This is a genomic window from Nocardioides sp. dk884 (assembly GCF_009557055.1).
Lineage (GTDB): Bacteria > Actinomycetota > Actinomycetes > Propionibacteriales > Nocardioidaceae > Nocardioides.
Genome location: NZ_CP045649.1, coordinates 1,115,449 through 1,131,375 on the forward strand (window position 1 = coordinate 1,115,449; position 15,927 = coordinate 1,131,375).

Annotated in this window: 15 protein-coding genes and 3 tRNA genes; 8 read left to right on the forward strand and 10 right to left on the reverse strand. The window is 71.6% G+C overall.

Going from position 1 to position 15,927, the window contains the following annotated elements; translation table 11 throughout:
- The first annotated feature begins 285 nt into the window (after positions 1 to 285).
- From GFH29_RS05450 to GFH29_RS05460, 3 genes are all read left to right on the forward strand, one after another.
- Positions 286 to 1,554: an HNH endonuclease signature motif containing protein gene (locus tag GFH29_RS05450; protein ID WP_153322402.1), complete on the forward strand. Its 1,269-nt coding sequence runs from the start codon at positions 286 to 288 to the stop codon at positions 1,552 to 1,554.
- Between the two features lie 597 nt (positions 1,555 to 2,151).
- Positions 2,152 to 2,982 carry a hypothetical protein gene (locus tag GFH29_RS05455; RefSeq protein WP_153325647.1) on the forward strand — a complete coding sequence of 277 codons (831 nt, stop codon included), beginning with the start codon at positions 2,152 to 2,154 and terminating at the stop codon, positions 2,980 to 2,982.
- A gap of 116 nt (positions 2,983 to 3,098) precedes the next feature.
- The gene (locus GFH29_RS05460) at positions 3,099 to 3,695 is read left to right on the forward strand and encodes a hypothetical protein (protein ID WP_228387780.1); all 597 of its coding nucleotides are present in this window, start codon (positions 3,099 to 3,101) and stop codon (positions 3,693 to 3,695) included.
- 125 nt (positions 3,696 to 3,820) lie between these two features.
- Here the strand turns inward: GFH29_RS05460 and GFH29_RS05465 are convergent.
- Together GFH29_RS05465 and GFH29_RS05470 are read right to left on the reverse strand one after the other, a co-directional pair.
- Positions 3,821 to 3,893 (reverse strand) — tRNA-Lys (locus GFH29_RS05465).
- Positions 3,894 to 3,984: 91 nt separating this feature from the next.
- Entirely contained in the window at positions 3,985 to 5,568 is a 1,584-nt protein-coding gene (locus GFH29_RS05470; RefSeq protein ID WP_153322404.1) for a phytoene desaturase family protein, read from the reverse strand.
- Positions 5,569 to 5,663: 95 nt separating this feature from the next.
- On the opposite strand from GFH29_RS05470, the gene GFH29_RS05475 reads away from it, so the two are divergent.
- Complete coding sequence (locus GFH29_RS05475) at positions 5,664 to 7,667, forward strand: sensor histidine kinase (RefSeq protein ID WP_153322405.1); 2,004 nt, start codon at positions 5,664 to 5,666, stop codon at positions 7,665 to 7,667.
- Here the strand turns inward: GFH29_RS05475 and GFH29_RS20605 are convergent, their stop codons facing one another.
- From GFH29_RS20605 to orn, 4 genes are all read right to left on the reverse strand, one after another.
- Positions 7,668 to 8,186 carry a potassium channel family protein gene (locus tag GFH29_RS20605; protein ID WP_228387781.1) on the reverse strand — a complete coding sequence of 173 codons (519 nt, stop codon included), beginning with the start codon at positions 8,184 to 8,186 and terminating at the stop codon, positions 7,668 to 7,670.
- 34 nt (positions 8,187 to 8,220) lie between these two features.
- A complete protein-coding gene (locus GFH29_RS05485; RefSeq protein WP_153322406.1) occupies positions 8,221 to 8,598 on the reverse strand; it encodes a hypothetical protein in 378 nt (125 codons plus the stop codon).
- A gap of 137 nt (positions 8,599 to 8,735) precedes the next feature.
- Positions 8,736 to 8,811: transfer RNA gene (locus GFH29_RS05490), tRNA-His, on the reverse strand.
- Between the two features lie 45 nt (positions 8,812 to 8,856).
- Positions 8,857 to 9,504 (reverse strand): oligoribonuclease, encoded by a 648-nt coding sequence (gene orn, locus GFH29_RS05495; RefSeq protein ID WP_153322407.1) that lies wholly within the window; start codon positions 9,502 to 9,504, stop codon positions 8,857 to 8,859.
- A gap of 132 nt (positions 9,505 to 9,636) precedes the next feature.
- Between orn and GFH29_RS05500 the strand changes: the two genes are divergently transcribed.
- The 3 genes from GFH29_RS05500 to GFH29_RS05510 are packed head-to-tail and all read left to right on the forward strand — an operon-like array spanning position 9,637 to position 11,958.
- On the forward strand, positions 9,637 to 10,134 hold the full coding sequence (locus GFH29_RS05500) for a MauE/DoxX family redox-associated membrane protein (RefSeq protein ID WP_153322408.1): 498 nt from the start codon (positions 9,637 to 9,639) through the stop codon (positions 10,132 to 10,134).
- A complete protein-coding gene (locus GFH29_RS05505) occupies positions 10,134 to 10,889 on the forward strand; it encodes a DsbA family protein (RefSeq protein WP_153322409.1) in 756 nt (251 codons plus the stop codon). Before GFH29_RS05500 ends, GFH29_RS05505 begins: the two co-directional genes overlap by 1 nt.
- 25 nt (positions 10,890 to 10,914) lie before the next feature.
- Positions 10,915 to 11,958: an adenosine deaminase gene (locus tag GFH29_RS05510; RefSeq protein WP_153322410.1), complete on the forward strand. Its 1,044-nt coding sequence runs from the start codon at positions 10,915 to 10,917 to the stop codon at positions 11,956 to 11,958.
- Here the strand turns inward: GFH29_RS05510 and GFH29_RS05515 are convergent.
- Positions 11,928 to 12,371 carry a DUF6314 family protein gene (locus tag GFH29_RS05515; RefSeq protein WP_153322411.1) on the reverse strand — a complete coding sequence of 148 codons (444 nt, stop codon included), beginning with the start codon at positions 12,369 to 12,371 and terminating at the stop codon, positions 11,928 to 11,930. The genes GFH29_RS05510 and GFH29_RS05515 overlap by 31 nt on opposite strands.
- 148 nt (positions 12,372 to 12,519) lie before the next feature.
- Between GFH29_RS05515 and GFH29_RS05520 the strand changes: the two genes are divergently transcribed.
- Entirely contained in the window at positions 12,520 to 13,263 is a 744-nt protein-coding gene (locus GFH29_RS05520; RefSeq protein WP_153322412.1) for a hypothetical protein, read from the forward strand.
- 67 nt (positions 13,264 to 13,330) lie between these two features.
- Here the strand turns inward: GFH29_RS05520 and GFH29_RS05525 are convergent, their stop codons facing one another.
- The 3 genes from GFH29_RS05525 to GFH29_RS05535 form a co-directional block, all read right to left on the reverse strand.
- Positions 13,331 to 15,208, reverse strand: a complete 1,878-nt coding sequence (locus GFH29_RS05525) for a Na+/H+ antiporter (RefSeq protein WP_153322413.1) — start codon at positions 15,206 to 15,208, stop codon at positions 13,331 to 13,333.
- Positions 15,209 to 15,265: 57 nt separating this feature from the next.
- A complete protein-coding gene (locus GFH29_RS05530; RefSeq protein ID WP_153322414.1) occupies positions 15,266 to 15,625 on the reverse strand; it encodes a hypothetical protein in 360 nt (119 codons plus the stop codon).
- Positions 15,626 to 15,767: 142 nt separating this feature from the next.
- Positions 15,768 to 15,844, reverse strand: a tRNA-Arg gene (locus GFH29_RS05535).
- Positions 15,845 to 15,927 lie beyond the last annotated feature (83 nt).

Consider the following 15,927-nt stretch of genomic DNA (forward strand, 5'->3'; position numbering starts at 1 on the left):
CTTCGTGCGCCCGGCCTCGCGGTGTCGTGAAGCGGGGGAAGAACGGTTCAGGACGGCCGTCGGGTTCGCCGTCGCAGCAGCTGGCGTCGCCCTGGCGGCCGGTGTGGTCGGACTCGTCACGTATCGCTGCGACCGTCGCCCGAGGCCTGACCGGCTCTCCCCCATTTCCCAGCTCCGCCCTCCGCTGGGGGCTGGCCGGAGGGCTCGCGGACGGTTGTCCACAGGGGCTCTGACCTGCGACAACGACCGCCCGGGACTGTCGGTGGTCGGTGGTTGAGTAGGTCCATGGAAGCACCTCGCCCGTCCCGATCCGGCCACCCGGTGGCCGCGGCGGTGGCGTGCGTCCACGAGGCGTTGGACGCGGTGGCTGATGCGCCGGTGTGGTCGCTGAGCGAGGCCGAGGCGGGCGCGACGCTGCTCGACCTGAGCGCCGAGATCGACCGGTTGCAGGAGCTGCGGCTACGGGTCGCGGCCCATGCCCACAGCATCGAGGTCGGCGACGCGGTCGGTGCGACCAGCACCGCCAACTGGTGGGCCCACCAATCTCGCGTGACCCGCCCGGAGGCGCACCGGTTGATGCGCATCGCCCGGGCCCTGGACAGCGGCCACCACGACGGCGTCCGCGACGCGTTGGCCGCGGGCCGGATCCACCTGGACCAGGCACAGGTGATCATCGACGCCGTCGACGACCTGCCCGCCCACCTGGTCGCCGACGAGATCCGGGCCAGGGCTGAGGAGTTCCTCCTCGAGCAGGCGGGTGAGCACGACGCGATCACCCTGCGTCGCCTGGCCAAGGGGCTGGTCGAGGTGGCTGCGCCCGAGCAGGCCGACGCCGCCGAGGCTGCCCGGCTGGAGCGTGAGGAGGCCGCCGCCCGTGCTGCCGCCCGGCTGATGATGTCCGATGACGGGCACGGCAAGACCCACGGCCGGTTCACCATCCCCACCCACCACGCCGCGATGTTGCGCGCGGTGCTGTTGGCGATTGCCGCGCCGAAGCACCAGCACGCGGTGAACGGCGCCGGACCTATCGGGGCTGAGCGGCGGCCGGCCCCGGAGCGGATGGGGCAGGCGTTCTGCGAGTTCCTCGAGCGCTATCCGACCGACCGGCTCCCCGACGCCGGCGGGGTGGCCGCGACCATCGTGATCACGATGACCCTCGACTCGCTCCTCGGCGGACTGCGCGCGGCGCACCTGCACACAGGCGAGACGATCTCCGCCACCGAGGCGCGACGGCTGGCGTGTGAGGCCGGGATCGTGCCCGCCGTCCTCGATGGCCAGGGACGCCCCCTGGACGTCGGACGCAAGCGCCGTCTGCACACCAAGGCCCACCGCGTCGCACTTGCGCTACGCGACGGCGGGTGCACCGCCGAAGGGTGTGACTGGCCGCCGGGCCTGTGCCACGCCCACCACGACCTGCCCTGGTCCCGCGGCGGCACCACCAGCGTGGTCAACGGCCGCCTTCTCTGTCCCCGCCACCACGCCCGGGCCCACGACCCCGCCTACGAGACCAAGACCCTCGCCGGCGGCAAGCTCACCTTCCACCGGCGCTGTTAGGCCGACCAGTCCGTGCCTGGTGCGTCATGCGGTGGCCGTCTGCCGCATGCCGTCCTCACTGCCTGACTGCCGCAGCCGGGTTGCGGGATCGCCGTTACGAGGGGTCCGGCATGTCCCCAACGCGGCGAACGACGCACCTGCCTGACCCAGTCCTCGGGAAACTCCGTCGACGTGGGAGATCGAGAGTCCGTACCCTCGAGGTCTCGCCTCACCCCTGGGGCGGACGGGCTACGGCAGGTACTGACCCTGTGTGGCGACCGTGATCCGTAAACAGTGGTACGACCACATCGGCAGGGGTTGCCCGGCGGACCGGTCGACCGACCGGGTCCGCCGGAGTCCTCAGCGGCGGGATGCTCAGGCGCCGAGCGCGCGCGCCGCCGAGCGGCGCCGGCTCTTCGATCGCGTCGCCTTCGACCGGGTCTCCTCGCATGCCTCCCCGCAAGACCGTGGCCACCCGCCTGGACGCGGCCGGGACCAGCGCCCGCTCGCCGACCGGCTCGGCCACCGCAACACACAGCCACACGGCGTCACGAGTCTGCGCCTCAGATCGAACATAGGGACGCACTCCGTAAGGCAGAATCCCGGCTCGTGCCCCACATGCTGGACCTCGGGTCCCGGAAGTTCTGGCGGATCACCGGCCGACGTGTCGACCTCGAGGGCCGCGAGCGGTGGCTCGACGCGCCGGTGAGCCGGTCGCCGCGGGTCAGCACCGAGTGGCTCGAGGCCGAGGCGGCGCGGCACGGAGGAGCGCTGGGGGCCGAAGACCCGGAGGCCGGGCTGCTGCCGACGATGTCCGTCCTGGACGGTCCCGGGTTCGATGCGGATCGGCTGCACCCGGACGTGCGCCACTTCTACGAGCACACGGCGTCCTGGCGGATGGAGGTGTGGACCGGCTGGTCGCCGCTCTTCTGGCCTGGAGGGGAGCTGGTGTCGCGGCTGTGGGGGCGCCGCGTCGAACAGCTCGCCCTGCCGATGCGACCGCTGGACGTCGCTCGTGGCATGGACAGTCGGGTCACGCCGATCCGAGACCGCGACAAGGTCCAGGTCGCGGCGGCCTGGACACGCACCCTGCGCGGCAACGGGCGGCCGGTGTTCAGCGGTGCCTACTCATCCCGGACACTCCCCGGAGCCGATCGCCCCAGCGTCCACGTCGCGTTCCCCCTCGAGTCCGGCAACGTCCAGGTCTTCCTCCGCCCCTCGGTCGTCGGCGATGGAGGTCTCCTCCTGGAGTCGACGCGCGGCCGGTTCGGCGAGGACGGGGCGTACGTCGTCGTCCGCGACCGGGCAGCTCACGCCGCCCGGGTCCCGTTGCACGAGACCTTCCACATGTACGTCGACGCCCACGGCGTGCTGCGCACCGACCACGAGCTGCGGCTGTGGTCCGCGCCGGCGGTCCGGCTCCACTACAAACTCGAGCGCGCTTCGTGACGATCCACAGCTTCCACCTCGCCGAGGTCCCACGCCTGGTCGGGGCGCGTGCGCTCCTGCGGCCACCGACGCCCAGTTCGTCGCCGGGCCTCGACCACCTCGAGTGCCTGTCGCTCATGCGGCTCGGCGCGCCAGTGATCTCGCCCGATCGGCTGCAACTGGGCCGGTTGGCGGTCTTCGCACAGTGGCAGGACGAGGAGGCGCTCACCCAGTTCCTGGCGCGCGACGCGCTGGGACGAGTGCTGGCCGACGGATGGCACGTACGCCTTGAGTTCATGCGCCGGTGGTCGAGCATTGCCGCTCTGCCGGGCCTGCCGGTGCGCGCCGGCACGTGGGAGCAGGACGAGCCCGTCGTGGCCGTCACGCTGGCCCGGATGAGACTGCCGGAGGTGCCGCGGTTCCTGCGACACGGCAGGCCCGTGGAGCGACTGGTACGGGACCACCCGGGCGTCACTCTCGCGGTCGCCGGCATCCGACCGCCGCGGACCATCTCGACGTTCTCGGTCTGGCACAGCGTGCGTCAGATGGTGGAGATGGTTCACGGACGCTCGGACGTGCCCGACCCGGACCGGCACGCGGCGGCGATGCGTGAGCGGAAGCGCCGCGACTTCCACCACGAGTTCGCGACCTACCGCTTCCGTCCCCTGTCCGAGCACGGTTGCTGGGAGGGTCGTACGGGCATCGTGCCCGCCACGACCGCGCCGTCCGACTGATCGGCCGGCTCCTGGCCCGCCAGATCGGCGGAGAAGGAGCGTCCGGTGCCCGCGACGTTCTGGGCAGACGGGGGGAACGAAAAAGCCCCTGACCAGCGTTTCCGCTGGTCAGGGGCTATCTCTTGTACGCCATCAGGGACTCGAACCCCGAACCCGCTGATTAAGAGTCAGCTGCTCTGCCAATTGAGCTAATGGCGCCCGGTGAAGCGAGTGAAACAGTACCAGTGGCTGCGCCTCGTGGAAAATCCGGAGGGCATGACCCGCGCCACAGGGCCGCCACCTCCCCGCGTCAGCGGCTCTCCAGCACCGCCCGGGCGGCGTCGTGGCCGCCCAGCCCGGAGACCGCGCCGCCGCGTCGCGCGCCCGATCCGCACAGCAGCACCGAGTCCAGGCCGGTCTGCACGCCCCAGCGCTGGGCGGGGGTCTCCAGACGGGCGCGGTCCGGTGCCCAGGGCCAGTCCAGCGGGCCGTGGAAGATGTGTCCGCCGGGCATGGCCAGGTCGGCCTCGATCTCGTGGGGCACCTTGGCCTCGAGGCAGGGGTTCCCCTCGCCGTCGCGGGCCAGGCAGGAGGCGATCGGCTCGGCGAGGTGCTCGTCCAGCGACGCGAGCGCGCGGGCCACGGCGAGCGCCTTGGCGCCGGGGTCGTCGGTGAACAGCGGCGCCGGGGTGTGCAGGCCGAAGTAGGTCAGCGTGTGGGTGCCGGCGGGGGCGTCCGCGCCGAGGATCGAGGGGTCGCTCAGCGAGTGGCAGTAGACCTCGCCCGGCAGCACCTCCGGGACCCGCCCGGCCGCCGCGTCGGCGTACGCCGCCTCGAGGCGGGAGTAGTCCTCGGAGAGGTGCAGGGTGCCGGCGAAGGCGACCGCCGGGTCGGCGCCGCTGCGCAGCCGGGGCAGCCGGTCCAGCAGCAGGTTGATCTTGAGCTGCGAGCCGACCGGCTTGGTCTCCGGGTCGGCCTCCTCGCCGAGCAGGATCTGCAGCACCCACGGCGCGACGTTGGCCAGCACGTGGCCGGCGCTCACCGTGCGGCGCTGTCCGTCGCCGTCCCAGGTGACCTCGGCGCCGTCCGCGCCGCCGCGGATCGCGTGCACCCCGGCGGAGGTGATGATCTCGGCGCCCGCCTCGCTCGCCGACCGGGCCAGGGCGTCGGTGACCGCGCCCATCCCGCCGACCGGCACCCGCCACTCGCCGGTGCCGTTGCCGACCAGGTGGTAGAGGAAGCAGCGGTTCTGCTCCAGAGACTCCGCTCGCATCGAGGCGAAGGTGCCGATCAGCGCGTCGGTCGCGACGACCCCGCGCACGGTGTCGTCGGCGAAGCGCGCCTCGATCGTCTCCCCGAGCGGGCGCTGCACCAGGTCGCGCCACACCCCGGCGTCCACCTGCTCGCGCACGTACCGCTCGGTCGGCAGCGGCTCCATCAGCGTGGGGGCCACGGCGGCCGCGAGGGTGCCGACGTCGGCGTAGAAGCGCTGCCATGCGGCGTACTCCTCCTCACCGCCGGTGAGCGCGCGGAACGACTCGCGCGTCGCGGGGCCCTCCGGGCGCTCGACCAGCAGCCCGCCGGAGTGCCCGCCGCGCGTCCAGGGCGTGTACGACGCGGTCGTGCGTGAGGTCAGCGCGATGTCCAGGCCGAGCTCCTCGACCAGCCGCGTCGGCATCAGCGAGACCAGGTAGGAGTAGCGCGAGAGCCGGGCGTCGCGACCGGCGAACGCCTGGGCCGACACCGCCGCGCCGCCCACGTGGTCGAGCCGCTCGAGCACCAGGACCGAGAGGCCGGCGCGGGCGAGGTAGGCGGCGGAGACCAGGCCGTTGTGCCCGCCTCCGACCACCACGACGTCGTAGTGCTGGCGGCGGGGAGGGTGTGCGTTGCTCACGCCTGCAACCTAGGCGACCGCGCGGAAACCCGGCACGCAGCAGTGTCGCCGTGGTGGGATGTGCGCGGGCATGAGGCACCCGGGGAGGGGTGGAGGTGAACGCGTCGGCGGGGGTCCGCGTCCCGGCACTGGTGGTGCTGTTGGCCGTGACGGGGTTCGTGGCCGTCCAGGCCGCACCCAGTGACGGGCACGTGATCGGGATCTGGCCGGCCGGCCTGGCCACCGTGGTGGTCCTCGCCGCCGACCGCCGCTGGCGGACCCCGTTGACGCTCGTGATCATGCTCCTCGCCCTGGCGACCATCTGGGGCGGCGGGCGGCCGGCCGAGGTGGCGCTGGGCTACGCCCTCGGCATCGCGGCGGAGACGTGCGTCGCGGTGCGCCTGCTCGGCCGCGGCCACCACGGTCGCCCCCGGCTGATCGACGACAGCGACCTGGTGCGCTACTTCCTGGCGACGGCCGCGGCGGGTCTGGTCGCGGGCGTCGTGGCGGCCCTGACCTCGGTCCTCACCGGCTGGGGCACACCGTGGTTCGTCGGGCTGGGGATCGGGGTCGCCCACTGGGCCTCGCAGCTGTGTGTGGTTCCGGTGTTCGCCCGCCTGCCCGCCCATGGGGCCGTGGCCCGGCGGCGCGAACGGGTGGCGCAGTGGCTGACGATCCTGGTGGTCGTCCCGGTGGTCTTCATCCCGCGGGACTTCCCGAGCCTGGCGTTCGTCGTGATCCCGCTGCTGGCCTGGACGGCGCTGCGCAGTCGCCCGATGGAGGCGTTGGTGCAGATGTGGGCGGTGGTCGGGTGCGCCATCGCGATGACCACCTTCGACCTCGGGCCGTTCGCCGGGGCGCCGGCGCTCTACGGCCTCGACCACGACACCCGCGGGGTCCTGCTCGCGCTGTACGCCGCGACCTGCGCGCTGATCGTCGTACCCCTCGTGCAGCGCGTCGGCGTGCACATCGCCACCTCGCGGGCCGCGCGCGGGGAGCGGGACCGGCTGCAGAACGTCGTGCGCAGCACCCCGGGCGTGGCGATCATCGGCACCGACCCGGTGGGCCGGGTGACCCTGTTCAACCCCGGCGCCGAGAGCCTGCTCGGCTACAGCGCCGAGGAGATGCTCGGCAGCCCGATCGAGAGGCTCTTCTCACCGGAGTCGATCCGGCTCAAGGCCGCCGAGGTCGGGGTGTCCGACGACTTCGTCTCGGTCGTCCGCGCGCTCGTCGACCCCGCCGTCGGGCAGACCTCGCTGCGGTTCCTGCGACGTGACGGCGAGGAGCGCGACCACGTGCTCACCCTCTCGCGCATCACCGCCGACGACGGCGCCACTCTCGGCTTCGTCAGCACCTCCGAGGACGTCACCGAGCGGCTCCAGGCCGAGAACGCGCTCAAGCAGGCCGTCGAGCGGCTGCGCCAGGTCGACGCGGTCAAGGACGCCTTCGTCTCCAGCGTCAGCCACGAGCTGCGCACGCCGATCACCAGCATCCAGGGCTACCTGGAGCTGCTCGAGGACGGCTCGTACGGCGACCTCAACGCCCCCCAGCTCAACGCGGTACGCCGGGTGGCCGGCAACAGCCGGCGCCTGCTCGGCCTCATCGACGACCTGCTCACGCTGTCGAAGATGCAGGAGGAGTCCTCGATCGTGGTCGTCGAGCGGGCCTTCGACCTGCGGCTTGCCGTCGAGACGGGCTACGGACTGGTCACGCCGGTCCTGGAGCGCCGCCGGCTCACGATGAGCCTGAGCCTGCCCTCCGAGCCGGTGCCGTTCCTCGGCGACCGGGACATGGTGGAGCGGCTGGTGGTCAACCTGGTCGGCAACGCGGTGAAGTTCACCCCCGACGAGGGGACCGTGGCGGTGGCCCTCGAGATCGACGGCGAGGAGACCCTGCTGCGGGTCACCGACACCGGCATCGGGATCCCGCTGGAGGAGCAGCAGCACCTCTTCCAGCGGTTCTTCCGCTCCGAGCTCGCCCAGAAGCACGCCATCCAGGGCAGCGGGCTGGGGCTGTCGATCTCCCGGGCAGTGGTCGAGCGGCACCGCGGCACCATCGATGTGGTCTCCGACACCGGCGCCGGGACCACGTTCGTCGTGCGGATGCCGCTGGTCGCCTGATCAGCGTCCCGACCTGGCGGCGGCGCTGCGCACCAGCGACGTGACCACGACGACGCTGAACACGATCAGCCCGCACACCAGGGCGCGGGCCAGCTGCCCCTCGGCGTGCACGTCCCCGTAGCCGACCGTGGCCATGGTGCTGAGGGTGAAGTAGAGCGCGTCGGTGCGGGTGCTGAGGCCCTCGAACTGGCGAGGGGCCAGCAGCTCGACGAGGTAGAACGCCAGCGAGAACGCCGCCACCAGCGCCACCACCATGATCGTCAGTACGCCGCCGGCGCGCATCTCGGCGCCCCGGCGGACGTGGCGCAGCTCGAGCACCATCGCACCCCCGACCAGGGCGAGGCCGGCCACCGTCAGCAGCAGGCTGATCGCGATGCCGGCGGTGGAGCCCGCCCACCCGACGGGGAACGCGAAGTAGGCGACCAGCACGCCGAGGGCGGCCCAGGCCGGGTGCTGCCACCGCGCGACGCCGCGAGCGCCGCCGGGAGTGTGCGGCTCGTCGTACGGCTCGTCGGCCACGGCGACCTCCTCGTGGGGTGAGTGGCGGGATCGCTCAGGGAGGGGGTGCCGGCAGCCCGAGGACCTCGGCGCGATGGAGGTAGAAGGTGCGGAAGAAGTCTTGGAGGTTGGCCTTGAGCTTGCCCTCGAACAGGGCGGCAGCCGGCACGTAGGCCTTGGTTTCTGAGTTGCGGGTCTTGAGCTTGAAAGCCTCCATGTCGCCGAATTCCGCATAGGTGCCGCCGGGGCCGCCGGCGAGCTCGTCACTGTGCGCGATGTACCACTCGGCCCAGGCAGGGTCTTCGCGCAGGAGGGCTCGCCAGGCTTTGTCGTACGTCGCCACGAGCTTGCGGTACTTGCGCCACCTCAGCTCTTGGGCGGAGAAGGCGGTGCTGATGCCTGGGAAGCGATCCCGTTGGCGGAGCTGCGTCACGCTGACCTCCCGAGGGTGATTGCGGTCAGGGGCACTGTCCCATCCCGGGGGATCGCTGGCCACCGCCTGGGAGATGCCCGGCGGTTGCGAAAATGAGTCGAGCCCCTGACCTGGTCCAGGTCAGGGGCTCGATCACATGGGGTGAGTAACGGGACTTGAACCCGCGACATCTGCGACCACAACGCAGCGCTCTACCAGCTGAGCTATACCCACCATCAGCTCCGGCGAGGCCGGTAGCCGAGGACGAGTGTAGGGGAACTACTCGCCCGGTGTGGAATCGGGGGCGTCACCCGGTCGCGGGAGGCCGGTGATCGACCCGCCGTGCTTGTCGGCGAGCTCCTTGGCGGTGGCGCTGTCGATGCCGGGGGAGGGCAGGAACACGGCCTCGCGGTAGTAGCGCAGCTCCTCGATGCTCTCCTGGATGTCGGCGAGCGCGCGGTGGTTGCCCTGCTTGGCCGGGGCCTGGAAGTACGCCCGGGGGAACCAGCGGCGCGAGAGCTCCTTGATCGAGGAGACATCGACGATGCGGTAGTGCAGGAACGACTCCAGGGCGGGCATGTCGCGGGCGATGAACATGCGGTCGGTCGCCACGGTGTTGCCCGCCAGCGGGGGGCGGCTGCCGTCGGGGCAGTGCTCGCGGATGTAGGCGAGGGTGCGCTCCTCGGCCTCGGCGAGGGTCACGCCGGCGGCGAGCTCCTCGAGCAGTCCGGACTTCTCGTGCATGTCGCGCACGAAGTCGCCCATCTGGTCCAACGCCTCCTGCGGAGGGCGGATGACGATGTCCACGCCCTCCCCGAGCACGTTGAGATCGAAGTCGGTCACCAGGGCCGCCACCTCGATCAGCGCGTCCGCGCCGAGGTCGAGGCCGGTCATCTCACAGTCGATCCATACGAGTCGGTCATTCACGTCGAGTGAGCCTAGGCCACGGCACCCACCGGGCCCGACCTCCCGGGCGCCGCCCGTGCGGGAAGTTGGTCCCGCGGACCGAGGGCTGAGGCCTCTCAGCAAGGACTCAGGCCATCTGCCTACGGTGAACCCGTGAGGGAGTGGGTCGGACTTGTCGTACGCCTGGTGAGCGGCGGGGTGCTGCTCGTCGCAGGCGCCGTCAAGCTGCCCGATCCCGCCGCGAGCGTGCGCGCGGTGCGGGCCTACGACCTGCTGCCGGAGGCGGTCGTGCCGACGGTCGGCTACCTGCTGCCGGTGCTGGAGGTCGTGGTCGGCGCGCTGCTGCTCGTGGGGCTGCTCACCCGCGGCGCGGCGGTGCTGGCGGTGCTGCTCTACCTGGCGTTCGTGATCGGTATCTCGACCGCCTGGGCGCGCGGCCTGACCATCGACTGCGGCTGCTTCGGCGGTGGCGGTCAGGACCCCGACGCCGCCTCGAAGTACCCCTGGGAGCTGGCACGCGACGGCGTACTGCTGCTGGCGAGCGGGTGGCTGGCCCTGCGGCCGCGCACCCGGCTGGCCCTCGACAACCGGCTGTTCGCCCCGATCTCCCTCGTCCCCGAACCTGTCGTCCAGCACAGAAACGAGAGCTGATGTCGAAGAAGAACACCTCGGCTGCCCCGCGCTCCCAGCGCGCCGCGGCCGCCCTCGCCCAGCAGCAGGCGGAGGAGAAGCGCCGCCGGCTGTTCATGATCGGCGGAGTCATCCTCGCGCTGCTCGTGGTGGTCGTGGCCGGGGTGCTCGTCCAGCAGTCGCGTGACACCTCCTCCGACGTGGACGCGCCGGTCGCAGGCGCCGGCGCGACCGGGGTGGAGGAGTTCGGGCTGTCCTACGGCGAGCAGGACGCGCCGCGCTCCGTGGTCATCTACGAGGACTTCCTGTGCCCCTACTGCGGGCTGCTCGAGCAGGCCACCCGCCAGGACCTGAACCGCTTGGCCGAGGACGGCACGGTGCGCGTCGAGTACCGCCCGTTCAACCTGCTGAGCAGCCAGGGTGACTACTCCGCGCGTGCGGCCAACGCCTTCCGCGTCGTCTCGGAGGAGTCGGGCCCGGAGGTCGCGAAGAAGTTCCACGAGATCCTCTTCGACAACCAGCCCGCGGAGGGCAAGGACTACCCCGACGACGACCAGCTCATCGCCTGGGCGGTCGAGGCCGGTGCCGAGGAGGACGACGTGCGCTCCGGCATCGAGGAGCAGAGCGAGATGGCCTGGGTCGAGGCGGCCACCAAGTCGGCCACCGACTCCGGCGTGCGCGGTACGCCGACGATCCTGCTCGACGGCGAGGTCTTCGAGGCCACCGGCAGCGTCGACGACACCGCCGACGCGCTGGCGCGGGAGCTGGAGCGCTGAGCGCGGGACGACCAGACTGCGGGGGATGAGCACCCTGCGCGAGTTCATCAGCGGTCTGCCGAAGGCGGAGCTGCACGTCCACCACGTCGGCTCCGCCTCGCCGCGCATCGTCAGCGAGCTCGCGGCCCGGCACCCGGGCACGGTGCCGAGCGACCTCGAGCAGCTGCGCAGGTTCTTCGAGTTCCGCGACTTCGCGCACTTCATCGAGGTCTACCTCGCCGTGGTCGCGCTGATGCGCACGCCCGAGGACATCCGCTACCTGACCTACGAGGTCGGCCGCGAGCTGGCCGAGGGTCAGGCGGTCCGCTACGCGGAGCTGACCTGCACGCCGTACACCTCCGTGCGCCCGCACGAGCCCGGTGCGGGGATGGCGATCGAGGCCTACACCGAGGCCATCGAGGACGCGCGGGTGGCCGTCGAGCGTGACTTCGGGCTGGTGCTGCGCTGGATCTATGACATCCCGGGTGAGTCCGGGCTGCCCGCGGCCGACGCCACGCTCGACTACGCGCTGCACCACCGCCCGGACGCGCTGGTCGGCTTCGGGCTCGGCGGGCCCGAGATCGGGGTCCCGCGGCCGCAGTTCCAGCCGCACTTCGACGCCGCACGGGCGGCCGGGCTGCGCTCGGTGCCGCACGCGGGGGAGACGACCGGGCCGCAGACGGTGTGGGACGCCGTACGACTGCTGGGCGCGGAGCGGATCGGCCACGGCACCTCGGCGGCGCAGGACCCGGCGCTGCTCGACCACCTCGCCGAGCACGGGATCGCGCTCGAGGTCTGCCCCACCTCCAACGTCGCCACCCGGGCCGTCGCGTCGCTGGAGGAGCACCCGATCGGGATCTTCCGCGACGCGGGGGTCACGGTCACCGTGCACTCCGACGACCCGCCGATGTTCGGCACCACGCTCAACCAGGAGTACGAGGTCGCCGCCCGACTGCTCGACCTCGACACCGCGGGCGTCGCCGACCTCGCCCGCGCCTCGGTGCACGCGTCGTTCGCCGAGGACGACGTACGCCGCCGGCTGCTCGCGGAGATCGACGACTACGTCGCCAACGGGGCTACCGGCGCCTGACGCGCCGTGTGGCGGGTCCGCATCGTGTAGTCCTTCTCGGGGCCGCGGCAGTCCCAGCGCACCGTCCAGGCGGACCGGTCGGGGCTGACCTCGACGAGGCCTCGGTAGTCGTCGCGACCGCAGGGGTGGTGCACCTGCTCGCCGACCGACCAGGGGTGGAAGTCGCGCCCGTCGGCGAACAGCACCCACCACGCCTCGCCCCGGCGTACGACGTCGAGGGTGCGGCTCACCGGCACGTCGTGACCCGACCAGGTCATCGTCCCGGCCTCGTGCCAGCGCACGTGGTCGTCGTCGACCCGGGCCAGCGTCGCGCTGCCGCGCACCGATCGGGCCTCGCCGCCCCATCGGTCCTCGATCTCGCGGGTCAGGGCCCAGGTCCCGAGCAGGTCGAGCGGGGAGACATCGGTGGTCACCGCCCCATTGTCGCCGTTGGTCACTAGCGGCATTTGCAGCAGAGGTGAACACGAATTGCACAAACTGTTTGCGAGAGGTGCAAGACGGGCAGATCGGCCACGCCGCGCCAGCGGAACCCGCCCTTTCGAGACAGAAAAGACCCCACACGTGAACCTTCTCAACCGCGCCGCCGTGGCCACCGCTGCTGCGCTCGCATTCACCATCACCGCCGGCAGCGTCGTCACCAGCGCCCACGCCGACCCCGGCACGCTCGCGGCCGCCCAGGGCCAGGATGCCGCCGAGAAGAAGGCGAAGTTCACGCTGAAGAGGTCCGCTGCCTATTCGCATGTCGGGCAGCGCGGCGTGAAGGTCACGGCCGTGCTCAAGAAGAAGTCCGCGAAGGGCAAGGTCGCTTTCAGCATCAACGGGTCGAAGGCCCGCACGGTCAAGGTCAAGAAGGGCAAGGCCGCGTTCCGGCTGCCGAAGAGCAAGGCGCCCGGCGTCTACAAGGTCACCGCGAAGTACCAGGGCACGAAGAAGAGCACCAAGGTGCGCGTCTACAACTCCGCGATCCAGCTGTCGGGGACGTCGTTCACGATCTCGAAGGCCGCTGACAGCTGGGACCTCCCGGCGCTGACCGGCTCGGTCGTGTTCAAGGGAGTCGCGGCGAAGAAGGGCTACGTCGACATCTACCAGGACGGCAAGAACAAGGGCGGCAGCAGTTCGCCGTTCTACTGCTGCATGGCGTCGGTGGCTGACAACGGGACCTTCCAGTTCTCCTCGCTCACCTTCCTCGGCAAGGTCCAGGAGAAGAAGGCCGGCACCTACACCTACCAGGCCTTCTACACCGACGGCCCGGCATACGACGACTACATCTACTCCACCAAGATCACCGTGACGGTCACGTCCTGAGAGGCCTGTACCCGTCCCTCACAGCCGAGGGCAGGGTGCGCCGGCACACCCTGCCCTCGCGCCCGGCTCAGGCCGTGAGGTGGTGCACGTAGCACCACCGCCAGTCCTCGGCCGGCTCCGCGGACTGGATCACCGGGTGCTGGGTGTCGTGGAAGTGCTCGGTGGCGTGGCGGCGCGGTGAGGAGTCGCAGCACCCGACGTACCCGCACTCCAGGCAGCGGCGCAGGGAGACCCAGCGGGTGCCCTCGGTGAGGCAGGTCTGGCACGCGGTCGCGGGAGGTTCTGCGACGGCGGGGCGGCCGCGCAGGTCGTCGCAGAGCTCGCCGACCTGCCAGCGACGGGCGGAGTAGACGGCCGTCTCGTCGCGCTCCTGCTCGGCGTTGTCGAGCATCGACTCCTCGAGGTCGAGCATCGCCAGCACGTCGGCGACCACGTCGGCCGGGACCTGGCCGGCGCCGCGGATCTCAAGGATCCGACGACGCTCGACGTCGAGCAGGTGGGTGCGGATCCGGTAGTACAGCGCGGCCGGCGACTCCTGGTCAGCCTGGGTGCCGAGCCGCTCCCAGGCCGCGAAGTTGCGCTGGTCGAGGCTCTGCCGGATCAGGTCCACGACGCCCGCCGGGTCGTCGTACTCCATCGTCTCGAGCTCGTCGACAGCCGCCTTGGACGCCTGCTGGAGGAGGGTCGCGCGGGCGAGCGCGTCGTCCAGCGGGTCGGGGGAGGGCACCCGGAGCCGGCGGGCGAACCAGGGCAACGAGAGCCCCTGCACGAGCAGGGTGCCCGCGACGACCGTGAACGCGGCCATCACCAGCACCTCGCGATGTGGGGTGTCGGCCGGGATGACGAACGCCGCGGCGAGGGTGACCACCCCGCGCATGCCGGCCCAGCCGAGCAGGAACATGAACGACCAGGGCGGTGCCTGGTGGCTGGGGTGGTCGTCGTGGGCGTGGACGTGGGGGAAGAGCACCCAGCGCGAGCCGAGCACCCAGACCAGCCGCAGCACGATCACCGCGACCAACGTCGCGAGGCAGACGACGGTGATCCGGCCGATGCTGAGGTCGCTGTCGTTGAGGTCCTGCACCAGCCACTGCGCCTGCAGGCCGATGAGCAGGAAGACGGCGTTCTCCAGGAGGAACGCGATCGTGCGCCAGTTCACCCGCTCCGCGATCCGCGACTGCGCGGTCTGCAGGATCGGCGAGCGGTGGCCGAGCAGCAGGCCGGCCACGACGACCGCGACCACGCCGGAGGAGTGGATCTCCTCGGCCAGGACATAGCTGGCGAACGGCACCACCAGCGACAGCGCGACGTCGGCGACGGGCTCGGTGATCCGGCGGCGCAGCCACGCCGTGAGCCAGTACGCCGCCAGCCCGATCGCGGCACCGCCCGCGGCCGCGACCACGAAGTCCAGGCCGATCTCCCACGGGTGGAGCGTGGCCGCCCCGATCGTGGCGATGGTCGTGCGCAGCAGCACCAGCGCGGTCGCGTCGTTGAACAGCGACTCGCCCTCGAGCACCGTGACGATCTTGCGGGGCAGCCCGATGTGGCGGCCGATCGCGGTCGCCGCGATGGCGTCCGGGGGCGCCACCACGGCGCCGAGGGCGAGCGCCACCGGCCAGGAGATCCCCGGCACGAGCGCGTGCACCGCCCAGCCCACCCCGGCCGCGGTGAAGATGACCAGCCCGACCGACTGCAGCACGATCGGGCGCCGGAAGGTGGTGAAGTCGACCAGCGACGAGGACAGCGCGGCGGCGTACAGCAGGGGTGGCAGGAGCCCGAGCAGCACGACCTCGGGCTCGAGGTGCACCTGCGGCACGAACGGCAGGAACGACGCCGCGACGCCGATGACGACCAGCAGCAGCGGCGCCGGGACGCCGATGCGCCGCGCGACGATGACGCCGCCCAGCACGCCCAGCGCGAGGGCGATGAGGAACAGGGCGACGTCCATCGCTTCATTGTGCGGACCCGGGCGAATCTCCGTCAGGGTCCTGCGGCCCCGATGGGGTTATGCCTTGCAGTCCTCCCGCAGCTTCTTGATCGCCGCAGGGTCGCTCGTGATGGTGTCGCCGCGCTTGGCGTAGAGCTCGTCCTCGTAGCTGGTGAACTCCAGCGCCGGGTCCTCACAGGTCATCCAGGTGGCGGCGGAGTAGGTGCCGCTCTCGTCCTCGCAGCCGGCGTAGTCCTCAGCCAGCTTCTCGCCCTCCTTCCAGACCTCCGAGCACGAGGGCGCCTCGGCGGCATCCGTCTTGGGCGCGTTGGTGGCGTACCCGGGCCCCGACTCGGAGTCGGACTCTTCGGTCCCGCACGCGGACAGGGCGAGGAGCGCGGCGAACGTGGCGGTCGTGGCAGCGAGTCGTCGTGTCATGCCTCGCATGCTAGGCACACGCACCACAGGAGACCCGGTGGGCTTTTTCACCGCAATGACCCGCGGCGAACGGGGTACCTGGAGGAGTTCGCGTGGGGCAGACATGGGGCAGAGCCCCACGGCTGGTCCAGCCAGTTGCGGATGGCGCCCCCGGCAGGATTCGAACCTGCGACCGGCGGATTAGAAGGCCGCTGCTCTATCCAGCTGAGCTACGGAGGCGGGGGGTCAGGACTACAGTCGGGATTAACCTCGGGACAACACCCGTGTGATTCAGCCCTCTGTCGCCGACCCGTGGACAGTAT

Excerpts from the sequence above, each read along its gene's own strand:
- GFH29_RS05530 (WP_153322414.1), bottom strand. The coding sequence starts at position 15,625 with ATGACACGACGACTCGCTGCCACGACCGCCACGTTCGCCGCGCTCCTC.
- GFH29_RS05450 (WP_153322402.1), top strand. The coding sequence starts at position 286 with ATGGAAGCACCTCGCCCGTCCCGATCCGGCCACCCGGTGGCCGCGGCG.
- GFH29_RS05460 (WP_228387780.1), top strand. The coding sequence starts at position 3,099 with ATGCGGCTCGGCGCGCCAGTGATCTCGCCCGATCGGCTGCAACTGGGC.
- GFH29_RS05510 (WP_153322410.1), top strand. The coding sequence starts at position 10,915 with ATGAGCACCCTGCGCGAGTTCATCAGCGGTCTGCCGAAGGCGGAGCTG.
- GFH29_RS05455 (WP_153325647.1), top strand. The coding sequence starts at position 2,152 with ATGCTGGACCTCGGGTCCCGGAAGTTCTGGCGGATCACCGGCCGACGT.
- GFH29_RS05525 (WP_153322413.1), bottom strand. The coding sequence starts at position 15,208 with ATGGACGTCGCCCTGTTCCTCATCGCCCTCGCGCTGGGCGTGCTGGGC.
- GFH29_RS05505 (WP_153322409.1), top strand. The coding sequence starts at position 10,134 with ATGTCGAAGAAGAACACCTCGGCTGCCCCGCGCTCCCAGCGCGCCGCG.